The organism is Micromonospora sp. MP36 (assembly GCF_008119785.1).
Classification (GTDB): domain Bacteria; phylum Actinomycetota; class Actinomycetes; order Mycobacteriales; family Micromonosporaceae; genus Micromonospora.
Genome location: NZ_VSFA01000164.1, coordinates 1 through 11,282, shown reverse-complemented (window position 1 = coordinate 11,282; position 11,282 = coordinate 1). Strand labels below are relative to the sequence as shown.

Genomic DNA, 11,282 nt, shown 5'->3' with positions numbered 1-11,282 from the left:
TTGGCCAGCGCCGCCAAGGTGCGAAGATCGTCCACGTCGCGGGCCCGCGCCGCGAGTGCCTTCATCGCGAAGATGTGCTCCGGCGAGGCCGCCATGACGCGTAGCCCGGGATGGTCGAAGACGCGCCGTCTACCCGGGTCATCCTTGCCGGAGACATAGACGCTGGCTTGCTCGTTGAGCCACCACGGGGACAGTCCCAGTTCGTCGGCCACCGCACGCGCCTCGTCGAGGACGACGCCGTGCGGGACGAACATCGCATCGACGTCCCTGGTCACCCGTTTCGCGTCGTAGGCCAGCGCCATCGCGGCACCACCACGAGATGTCAGCGACGACCCCACGGCGGACGAGGCTCTCGCCCAGGCGGGTGTACGCGCGCTCGAGATCTGCGCGCCCCATCAGGACGCCGTCCGCCCCGGTCACGCCGCGGCCAGGTCGTGAACGGAGAGGTAGACGCCGTGTTTCCGGAACGCGGCCGGCGCCCAGGCCAAGGCGTCGGCGCGGTGGATGGCCAGTTCGGCCGGGAACCAGGCCCGGCGCAGCACCCGTGCCTCGACCCACGCGGGCGGCGCAAGATCCTCTTGTGCGAGCAGGTGCTCCGCGAGCGCCGCAAGCAGCGCATCCCAACGCGCGTCTCCGGTCAGACCAGGCTCATCTTGCAACAGATCGATCCTGGTTTCAGCCGGCTCCCAGCGGTACTCCTCCAGGAACTCCCACACCAGCTTCCAGCGGATCTGATCGGTGCCCGCGGAAGCGAGATGGGTGGCTAGCCGGGCCAGACTCATCGGTTCGTAACCGGTACCCACAGTGCGAGCCTCACCTCCGAGCCAACGGGCATCGTTGGTTGCAGACTATCGCCACGCCGCCGACGATCTCCGCCAAGCCCTGATTCGGGACCGCCGGGTCCGGGGCTCCCGGCGACACTGGGGCCGTCAGGTTGGCCAGCCGCCGGACCGAGGTACCGCAGGTGGACTGCCGCTCATCGGGCAGGCGGGCGGGATGTCCCGTCCCCACGGCCGGCGGCCGGCGCATTCGGTTCGGCTGCGGCGCGGATGTGAGCAGTGCGGCAGCGATGCGGCCAGGTCTTGGCCGAATCCGACAGATGCTTCGCCTTCCACGTCTGCAGGAGCGGTCCGACCAGAGCCCGCCGAGTAGCCCCGGGGCGCGGTGTCGGGACTACTCCCGTGTTCCCCTGGGCCCCTCGACGGGTGGTCACCCCTGATCTGCGTGGCCGGCGCGGGCCGGGCGTCGACGTCGCGCTGTGCGTCGCGTTCGCCTGGGTCGCCCTGTCCCGTGCCGTACACCACTGCGGCTACGAGCTGGCGCAGGCCGCGGCCGAGCTACGTCGCCTGCACCACGAGGTGACCGACCTGCTCAACCAGCTCGACAATGCCGGCTACCCGGCTGCGGCCGGGCGACCGGACGCGATGCGATGATGGGGTCCATGCCTCTCGGGACCAGCTCGACCGCGCAGCCGTTCGCCCACCTCCAGGCACAGCACGCGACCCTGTACCGACAGGTTCTCGACGTCTTCGTCCGGGCTAAGCAGCGGTTCACCGTGCATCTGCGCCCTGAGGACGTCGTCGCCGAGCTCGGCGCCGGCTCGTCACTAGAGACCATTCGAGCCGCCTTGGACCAGCTCGCCGAGTGGGGCAACCTGCGCGCCGACCCGGACACCGGCCGGGTCACCACGGTCGAGGACTTCCACCGGGCCCGCTATCTCTACCAGCTCAGCCCCGAGGGACACGCGGTCGAGCAGGCGGTCGCCGCCTACGAGACGGCGCTCGGGCGGCGCGGGGCCTTGCAGTCGGTCGCGCTGTCCGACATCGCGGAGCAGCTGCGGGCGCTGCTGGTCGTCGCCGAGTCGACCGCAGCCGGCGAACTCCCGGACGCCGCCAAGACCCACCTGCTGATGATGAGCCTCGTCGACCGGTTCACCGGCCTGGCCGACAACGCGCAGGCGTTCATGGCGTCGCTGCGCCGGGCCATCGACTTCGCCGACGCCGACGTGGCGGCGTTCCTGGCGTACAAGGAACAGTTGATCGCCTACCTGGAACGGTTCATCGCGGATCTGGCCAACCGGGGCGCAGAGATCGCGCTGCTGGCCCGGCAGATCGAGGCGGCCGGCGTGGCCCCGCTGCTGCTGGTGGCGGCACGACGCGAGGCCGCCGACGCGGCTCCCACCGAGGTACCGGTACCCGAAGGCACTGGCACCGGGACGGAGCTGGACGCGACCGGCACCGGGGCGGAGGCCGCCCCGGCAGCCGGCAGCCGGGTGCGGGCCGCTGCCGGCGTGACGGACGACGTCGGTGCGGACGCGGACGGCCCCCACCGCCATGACGCGGCCGTCGGCGAGGCGCTCGACGGATGGCGGCAGCGTTGGGCCGGACTACGGGACTGGTTCGTCAGCGCTGACGGGAGCCGCCCGTCGCAGGCCCGGCTGCTGCGGACGGCCGCGATCGGGGCGATCCGGCAGTTGCTCGGCACGGTGGCGGCGATCAACGAACGACGGTCCGGACGCTCCGACCGTACCGCCGACTTTCGCCGGCTCGCCCTCTGGTTCGCGCAGGCGCCCGATGATGAGGCGGCGCATCGGCTCTGGCATACGGCGTTTGGCCTCTCCCCCGCGCGGCATCTCACCGTGACCGCCGAGACGCTCGCCGTCACCGAGCAGCAGCCGGTGGCGGCGGCCACCCTGTGGGCGCAGGCCCCGCGGCTGGAGATCAGCCCTCGGCTGCGCCGCACCGGCTCGTACGAGCGGCGCGGCTCGCCGAACCGGGTGATCGATCGCTCCGAGCAACGCCGCCTGCTCGCCGAGCGGATGCGACACGAGGCGGAGCAGACCGCTCGCGCCCGCACCGCGCTGGCCACTCCCGGCCCGGTCGCCCTCTCCGAGCTGGCCCGACTCGACTCCGCCGAGTTCCGGCTCTTCCTCCAGTTGCTCGGCGACGCCCTCGCGGCCAGCCGCCCCAACCACTCGGAGGTAGAGACCACCACCTCGGACGGGACGATGGCGATACGGCTGCGTCGGATCGCCGGTGGCGCGCCGGTCCGGATCGTCACCGAGGACGGGGTCCTCGCCGGCCCGGAGCACCTCATCGAGATCGTCGACCTGGTCGGGGCCGCCCGGTGAGGGCACGCGGCGCCACCGAGGATGTCCCCGAGGCCCGCAAGCGCCGGGCGGCCCGGCTGCTGCTCGCCCGCCCGCTGCTGGTCGCCGGTCAGACCGCCGACGACGAGTTTCGCCTGGTCCGGGCATACGCGGCGGAGCTGCGCGAATGGTTCGACCGGGAGACCGGCTGGCGGCTGCTCGCCGACGCCCAGACGGTACGGCTGATGAAGGTGACCGCCGACCCGTCCGACGGGACCCATCCGGCCCGGGACCCGCGCTCCCGTACCCCCTTCTCCCGCCAGCGGTACGTCCTCACCTGTCTCGCCCTGGCCGCGCTGGACCGGGCCGACGGGCAGGTCACCCTGGGCCGGCTGGCGGAGGAGGTGGTCACGGCGGCAGCAGACCCGGCGCTGGTCGCGACCGGTTTCACGTTCGGGCTGGACCGCCGGGAACGGCGGGCCGACATGGTCGCAGTGGTCCGCCTGCTGCTGCATTGGGGGGTGGTGCGCCGGGTCGCCGGAGACGAGGAGGCCTACCTCGGCGCCGGCGGCGATGTTCTCTACGACGTGGACCGGCCCGTCATCGCTGGTCTGCTCGCCACGACCCGGGGGCCGTCAATGCTCGACGGGGCGACTCCGGACGATCGGCTGGCGGCGCTGACGCTGGAGGTGGTACCGGACGTCGACGACGCTCGCAACCGGGCGCTGCGGCACCGGCTGACCCGGCTGCTGCTGGAGCAGCCGGTGGTCTACTACGACGAACTCACCGAGCCGGAACGGGCGTACCTGACGAGCCAGCGGCACGCGCTACTGACCCGGATCACCTCGTTCACCGGCCTGGTCGCCGAGGTACGGCGGGAGGGGATCGCGATGGTCGACCCCGACGACGAGCTCACCGACGTACGGATGCCAGCCGAGGGGATGCAGAGCCACCTGACCCTGCTACTGGCTGAGCGGATCGCCGCCAGCGACCACAGGCTACGCGTCAGCGACCTGCAGCGGCACACCCGGGAGCTGGCCCGCGAGCACCGGTCGTACTGGCGCAAGCACGCCACCGACCCCGGCGCGGAGGTGGAGCTGGTCGCCACGGCCCTCGACGCGCTGCGCGCGCTCAAGCTGGTCACCGTCGAACCGGCCGACGACCCGCTCGTGCTACCCCGCCCGGCGATCGCCCGGTACGCCCTGGCCCAGCCGACCATCCGCGAACCCGCCTCCGGCACCGCGCCCACTGCGCGCCCGAGGCCCGACATCTCTCACCGCGAGGGGGAAACCGCGCCGTGACCGCTGCCCTGACCGAGACGCTGCCGCAGCCGAGTAGGCAGCGGTGGCAGCCGCTGCGCGCCGGACTGGTCGACATCTTTTACTACGACCACGAGGAGTTCCACTTCCACGGCGGGAGCCTGCTGCTGCGCGGCAACAACGGCACCGGTAAGTCGAAGGTGCTGGCGCTGACCCTGCCGTTCCTGCTCGACGGGGAGCTGGCGCCGTACCGGGTCGAACCCGACGGGGATCCGAACAAGCGGATGGAGTGGAACCTGCTGCTCGGCGGCAAGCACCCGCACCCGGAACGGCTCGGCTACACCTGGCTGGAGTTCGGCCGCCGCGACCGCGACGGCGACCACTTCGTCACCATCGGCTGCGGCCTCAAGGCGGTCGCCGGTCGGGGCATCGCCCGGCACTGGTTCTTCGTCACCAGCCAACGGGTCGGCGTCGACCTGGCGCTGATCAGCCCGACCGGCACCGCCCTGGCTCGTGACCGGCTGCGCGACGCGGTCGGCACCGCCGGCATGGTCTATGACCGGGCGGTCGACTACCGGCGGGCCGTCGACGAGGCGCTGTTCGGGCTCGGCAACCGCTACGAGGCGCTGGTCTCCCTGCTGATCCGGCTTCGGCAGCCGCAGCTGTCGAAGCGGCCGGACGAGAAGAGCCTGTCCCGGGCGCTGAGCGACGCGCTGCCGCCGCTGGACGAGAACCTGATCACTCAGGTCGCCGAGGCATTCCGGGGACTCGAAGGCGAACGGGAGACGCTGCGCGAACTCGCCGAGACGAAGCGCGCCGCCGACGACTTCCTCACCCGTTACCGGGAGTACGCCCGGGTGGCGACCCGTCGCCGTGCCGCCGTCCTGCGTCAGCACCACAGCCGGTACGAGCACCTCGGCCGGGACCTCGCCGATGCCCAGCGCGGCTGGGAGCAGGCCGACGCCGACCTGACCGAGGCGCTGGCTCGCATCGACGAGCTGGCGGCCCGGTCGCAGGAGCTGGGTACCCGGCTCCAGGCGCTGCGGGACAGCCCGGAGGCGCGGACCGCCGACCACCTGCGCCGGCTGGCCGAGCTCGCCCGGGACCGGGAGTTGATCGCCGGTCAGCAGGAGCGGCGGCTCGGCGAGGTGCAGGCGGAGGCGGCCCGTGCCGGGCGGGACGCACAGGACGCGGCCCGGCGGCTGCGGGACGCCCAGAAGGCCGAGGCGGCGGCCCGGGACCGGGCGGCCCAGGAGGCCGTCACGGCCCGGATCGGCGACCGGCACGCGGCCCGGGTGGTGGCGGCCCTGCCGTACGGTGTCGACGAGGCGACCCGGGCCGCCGAGGAGCTGATCGGGTCGCGACGCGCCGCGCTGCGTACTCTCGACGGGCTGCGCAGCACCGCCGACGCCGCGAGGGATCGGGCCGAGCGGGCCCGCGCGGAGGTGGATCGGCTCGACGCCGAGGTTGCCACCGCCGACCTGCACATCGGGGACGTCGAGACGGCCGCGACCGAGGCCGGCGAGGTGCTGGTCCGGCAGACCCGGGCACACCTCACCGGTTTGGTCGAGCTGCCAGTCGGCGACCCCGATGCGGTGCTCGCCGAGCTGGAGCTCTGGGTCGCGAGCCTGGCCGGGGAGAACCCGGCGGCCCGGGAGACGGCCCGCGCCGCCCGGGCCGCGTTCGAAACGCTCGCCCGTGCCGACGCCGCCCTCGACGTCGAGGAAAACGCTGCGCGGGCCGAGTTGGCGCGCGACGAGGACGAGCTTCGAGGGCTCGAAGAGGGCGGGCACCGGCCACCGCCGGCGCCGTACACCCGGTCCGACGCGGCACGGCTGGACCGGCCCGGCGCCCCACTGTGGCGGGTCGTCGACTTCGCGCCAGAGGTGACGGAGCAGGAGCGGGCCGGGATCGAGTCGGCCCTGGAGGCGGCGGGCATCCTCGACGCCTGGCTCGACCCGGACGGCGCGCTGCGCGACCCAGTCACCGGGGACGCCGTGCTGCGCCCCGGCCCGCCGGCCGCCGCGAATCTGGGCACGCTGCTGCACCCGGCGATCGACCGCGCCGATCCGGGCTGCGCCGCACTGACCGACGAGGCGGTCGCGGCCGTGCTCGCCGCGATCGGCGTCGGGGCCGGGTCGGCCGCGACCACCTGGGTCGACGCAAGTGGCGCCTTCCGCAACGGGATCCTCGCCGGGCGATGGGCCAAGCCGGCAGCGGAACACATCGGCGACGGCGCCCGGGAGGCGCACCGCCAGGCCCGGATCGGCCACCTACGGGACGAGATCGACCGGCTCTCGGCGACACTGACCACGATCGCCGAGACGCGTGATGAGTTGCGCGACCGGCGCGACCGGATCACCGCAGAGGCGGAAGGGCTTCCCTCCGACCAACCGCTGCGCGAGGCGCACGCCCTGATCCGCAGCGCCCACCAGGCCCGCCGCGACACGGTCGCTCGGCGGGAGGAGGCCGACGGGCGGCTGCGCCAGCGCCACGCCGAGGCGAGCGCCGCCGTGGCCGAGGCCGCCGAGTTCGCTGCCGACGTGGACCTGCCGTACGACGTCAACGAGCTGGCCGTGGTTCGCGACGGGCTGCACGCGTACCAGATCGCGCTCGCCGCCTGGTGGCCTGCGGTAACCGCCGCGCGGACCGCGTCCAGCTACCACGACGAGACGGCCGGCCGCCACGCGGAGCTGCTGGAGCGGCTGGAACCGGCGGCGGCGGACGCGGCCCGAGCCCGCGACGCGGCGACCGCCGCGCGGGTGGAGCACGAGACCCTCGACGCCACGGCCGGTGCCTCCGTCGCCGAGCTGGAACGGCGCCTCGCCGAGGCAGCCGCGCTGCTCGACGAGTGCGAACGGGAGCGCCGGAAGGCCGGCCGGCAGGAAGCAGCGGCCCGCGACGCCCGAGGCAGGGCCGACGGGCTGCGCGAGCGCCTCCACGCGGAACTGGACGAGGCAACCGCCGGCCGCGATGCCGCCGTCGACGGGTTGCGCGCCTTCGCCGGCACGGGATTGATCGCCCTGGTCTGCCCCGGGCTGGACGTGCCGGAGCTGACGCAGCCGTGGGCGGCGACCCCGGCGGTGACCCTGGCCCGCGGCATCGAACGGGAACTCGCCGACGCGGACGACGACGACCGCCGCTGGGACCGGCTGCAGCAGCAGGTCAGCGTCGAACTCAAGACGCTGACCGACAGCCTCTCCCGACACGGGCACCAGGTGCTGCCCACAGTCCGTGAGGAGACCATGGTCGTCGAGGTCACCTTCCAGGGCAGCACGCGCAGCATCGCTGACCTCTCCGCCGCCCTGGTCGACGAGATCAACGAACGGCAGCGGCTGCTCTCCGCCCACGAGCGGGAGGTGCTAGAGACGCACCTGGTCAACGAGGTCGCCGGGGCGTTGCAGGAGCTGATCGTCGGCGCCGAGCGGCAGGTCGACGGAATGAACGCCGAGCTGGACAGCCGCCCCACCTCCACCGGGATGCGGCTGCGGCTGTTGTGGCGGCCGACGCGGGACGCCCCGGCCGGGCTGGCCGAACTGCGGGCCCGGCAGCTGCGGCAGAGCACCGACGTGTGGAACGACGAGGACCGGCGCGCGGTCGGTGCGTTCCTACAGGAGCAGATCAACCGGGAACGCCTGCGCGACGAGGCGGCGACCTGGACCGAGCAGCTCGCCCGGGCGCTGGACTACCGGGCCTGGCACGAGTTCGCAATCCAGCGCCATCAGGACGGGCAGTGGCGACCGGCGACCGGTCCGGCCTCCGGCGGCGAGCGGGTCCTTGCCGCGAGCGTGCCGCTGTTCGCTGCGGCATCTTCGTACTACGGGTCGGCGGGCAACTCGCACGCGCCCCGGCTGATCGCGTTGGATGAGGCGTTCGCGGGGGTCGATGACGACTCCCGGGCCAAGTGCCTCGGCCTGCTCGCCACCTTCGACCTAGACGTAGTGATGACCAGTGAACGGGAGTGGGGCTGCTACCCGCAGGTCCCGGGCCTGGGCATCGCCCAGCTGGCCCGCCACGACGGCATCGACGCCGTCCTGGTCACACCGTGGCGGTGGGATGGCCGGGAACGGCGGCTGATGACCCTTCCCGAGCCCGAGCCGCGTCCCCCGCACCAGCGCGACCCCGAGCCCGAGGATCAGGAACCGGCCGGGGCACCGGGGCTCTGGGAGCTCGGGTGACGGACCTGGATCGGCTGCGGCGGCAGCTCGGCGGCCCGGAGACCGGGCGGCTGCTCCACCGGCTACGCCGCCGGCTCACCCGGGGGCAGCCGCTGACCGGCACGCTCTCCCTCGACCAACCGAGCCCGGACGAACGCCGGGCCGTCGAAGGGCTACTAGGTCGCCCGCCCGGCCGCGGCAGCACCCTGACGGTCAACCTGGACGAGCTCGACCAGGTGGTCCGGCGCAGCGGCATGCACCCGGCGGGCTTGGCCGCCGCAGTCGAGGCGCTGACCGGGACCGTCACCGTACTCGCCGACGTTCGGGCCGCCGAGGCAGCAGCGTGGCGCGCCGCGTTGGCGCCCCTCTCCGCGCTGGGCGAGGCCCGTGCCGAGCTGGCCGGGTGGTGCGCCGATCCGGGAACCGCCACGCTGCTGCGCCGGCTGGCCGGCACGCCGGACGCGGCGGCCCGCCTCGCCGCCGAGCTGGTGGCCGTGCTCGGCGCGTTGCCCGCCTCCGGCGAACCGCTGACCCGACTGGCAGCGCGGACCACAGACGACGCGCACGCCCTCGACCCGGACCGGCCGCTGGCAACCCTGGTCCGCTCGGCCATCCGGGCCACCTGGTGGGGCGGCGAACCACTGCCGGAGTCGGCCGCCATGCAGCGCCGGATGCTCTGGTACGCAGTCGGGGTGACCGTCGACGAACTCTCCTCCACGGTACTCGCGGTCAACCTGCCCACCCAGCCGGGCTGCCGGCTGCACACCCTCGCCGGGCCAGCCGCGGCGCTCGGCGAACCGGTGGTACTCACCCTGCGACAACTCACCCGCGACGAGCCGACGTTCACGGCGGACGAGGTCTACGCCTGCGAGAACCCAACCGTGCTCGCCGCCGCAGCCGACGAACTCGGCCCGGCCTGCCCACCGCTGGTCTGCGTCGGCGGGCAGCCCACCACGGCCGCGCTACGCCTGCTCACCGCCTTGACGGCAGCCGGCGCCCAGCTGCGTTACCACGGCGACTTCGACTGGGGCGGGCTACGGATCGCCAACCTGCTGCACGCCCGGCTGCCCTGGCGACCGTGGCGCTACCGGGCCGAGGACTACCTCGCCGCGCTCACGGTTCACGGCTCCGCCCGGCCGCTGCCGGGCAGCCCGGTGGACGCGGCGTGGGATCCCGAGCTCGCAGCCGCAATGCAGGGCCACCGGGTACGAGTGGAGGAGGAACTCGTCCTCGACGACCTCCTCGCCGATCTGTCTGGCTTTTCGAGTGCCTGAACCGGCTCTGCCTTGCCGGTGAGCGATCTACTCGCCCACCGCCAAGGCGGGGCCAACCAACGGCACGGCAATACACCAACAAAGCGGGCGGACCGGACCGCCGCTTCAAGAACAACAGACAACTGCCGTCCTCCCAGATCCAGTTCCTCCAGCCAAAGACGTGGCCCCGACCGTGAACGCTCCGGTCGTGACGCTAACCATCCACAGGTGCGCCGCGGGGCGGGGCGTTACCAGGACCTGGTTGCCGAGCTTGACGCCGACCTGCTTCAGTCCCGACCCGGCCGGCTGTCCCAGACGTCGTCGGGGACGGCCAGCCCTGCTTCGACCAGGCGGCGGCATTCATGACCGGGCTGCTGTCCGATCTTGAGGTCAAGACGTGCTGGCAGCCGGCCGAGTGGGCCCGCCACGCCACGCCGGAGCAGCTGTTGCACGGGCACTGCCGGCGCGCCCGCTGGGTGGTGCAGCTGCGTCACGGAACGATCACCTTCGTCGACCCGGACGAGGGCGACGGACTACCCGGCTGTCACGTGCAGGTGTGGCTGCCCGTCCGCACAACCGGGTAACCCCGCCATGGCGATCCCAGCCGACGCCAGCTCCCGGCCGACGCCACAGCTCGAATCGCCAGTTGGTAAGCCGCTCGATCTCCACCCCACGGGTGGCGTCGCCGATGATGTACGCGTAGTCGCCCGGATTGGCCTGACCGAATCCGGGCCGGGCCTGGAGATGGCCGTCTTCTCGGCGGATCTGGCCGGTGGGGTTGTGCAGCGTCAGCGTTCCGCCGGCGTCGCTTGCGGCGTAGTAGGCGCTGACGAGCACGGCGAGGATCGTGGAGTCGAGGACGGCCAGCCGCCCCAGGGGCCGACGTCGACGACCAGTGTGGCGGTCATCAGGTCGTGCAACTGCTCGGCGCGGGCGACATCGACTTCGCCTGACAGCGCCACCAGGGTCCGGCCGGCGCTGCTCCCTGCGCCACTATCGCAGGATCGGCTTGTTCATGTCGGCGGTCCGCAGGTAATCGGGGCGGCGACGGTGGCGGTCAGCCCATCGGGGCTGTTGTCGAGGGTGAGGCCGGCGGTGAGGTGCTGGGCTAGCCACAGACCGCGGTGGCCAGGCTGGCCTGGGTCGGGCAGTCGGGGTACCTGGGCGGCCATGCCGGGGCCGTGGTCGGTGACCTGGCAGATCAGCTGGTGGGCCTTGTGGCACAAGAGCAGCTGCCCGCTGCCGCCGCCGTGACGTACGGCGTTGGTCACCAGTTCGTGCACGGCCAGCACGAAGTCCTCCAGTTCCTCGCCGGCGAGGCCGGCGGCTGCGGCGGCGTCCGTGACGGCGTGGCGCAGTGCGGGCACCCGTTCCGCGGAGATCGTGGCGGCCAGCAGCACCGCCGCAGCGCTGCTAGCGGGCGGTGTGTGGGACGCGTCGTCGGCCAGCCCACGGACCATGACCGGACACTGTAAGGCCCCCGACAAGCCGACCGTGACGGGCTGGAAATGGGCCCTGTGTCCCA

9 protein-coding genes are annotated in these 11,282 nt (G+C 73.2%); 6 read left to right on the top strand and 3 right to left on the bottom strand.

Going from position 1 to position 11,282, the window contains the following annotated elements; genetic code table 11:
• Both FXF52_RS38695 and FXF52_RS38690 read right to left on the bottom strand, forming a co-directional pair.
• Window positions 1-302: hypothetical protein (locus FXF52_RS38695; protein WP_222870915.1), on the bottom strand; the 302-nt coding region annotated here is incomplete at its 3' end.
• Between the two features lie 114 nt (window positions 303-416).
• Window positions 417-803 (bottom strand): hypothetical protein, encoded by a 387-nt coding sequence (locus FXF52_RS38690; RefSeq protein WP_148804628.1) that lies wholly within the window; start codon window positions 801-803, stop codon window positions 417-419.
• A 402-nt stretch (window positions 804-1,205) separates the two neighbouring features.
• On the opposite strand from FXF52_RS38690, the gene FXF52_RS38685 reads away from it, so the two are divergent.
• The 6 genes from FXF52_RS38685 to FXF52_RS38660 all read left to right on the top strand — a co-directional run bounded on the left by FXF52_RS38685 (window position 1,206) and on the right by FXF52_RS38660 (window position 10,341).
• Entirely contained in the window at window positions 1,206-1,433 is a 228-nt protein-coding gene (locus FXF52_RS38685) for a hypothetical protein (protein WP_148804627.1), read from the top strand.
• Window positions 1,434-1,441: 8 nt separating this feature from the next.
• Complete coding sequence (locus FXF52_RS38680; RefSeq protein ID WP_148804626.1) at window positions 1,442-3,130, top strand: TIGR02677 family protein; 1,689 nt, start codon at window positions 1,442-1,444, stop codon at window positions 3,128-3,130.
• Entirely contained in the window at window positions 3,127-4,389 is a 1,263-nt protein-coding gene (locus FXF52_RS38675) for a TIGR02678 family protein (RefSeq protein WP_148804625.1), read from the top strand. Before FXF52_RS38680 ends, FXF52_RS38675 begins: the two co-directional genes overlap by 4 nt.
• Window positions 4,386-8,525: a TIGR02680 family protein gene (locus FXF52_RS38670; RefSeq protein ID WP_222870914.1), complete on the top strand. Its 4,140-nt coding sequence runs from the start codon at window positions 4,386-4,388 to the stop codon at window positions 8,523-8,525. Before FXF52_RS38675 ends, FXF52_RS38670 begins: the two co-directional genes overlap by 4 nt.
• Entirely contained in the window at window positions 8,522-9,778 is a 1,257-nt protein-coding gene (locus tag FXF52_RS38665; protein ID WP_148804624.1) for a TIGR02679 family protein, read from the top strand. Before FXF52_RS38670 ends, FXF52_RS38665 begins: the two co-directional genes overlap by 4 nt.
• Before the next feature lie 341 nt (window positions 9,779-10,119).
• Window positions 10,120-10,341, top strand: coding sequence for a hypothetical protein (locus FXF52_RS38660; RefSeq protein ID WP_148804623.1), 222 nt, complete (start codon window positions 10,120-10,122; stop codon window positions 10,339-10,341).
• 429 nt (window positions 10,342-10,770) lie between these two features.
• Here the strand turns inward: FXF52_RS38660 and FXF52_RS38655 are convergent, their stop codons facing one another.
• Window positions 10,771-11,217, bottom strand: coding sequence for an ATP-binding protein (locus FXF52_RS38655; protein WP_148804622.1), 447 nt, complete (start codon window positions 11,215-11,217; stop codon window positions 10,771-10,773).
• Window positions 11,218-11,282: the final 65 nt, after the last annotated feature.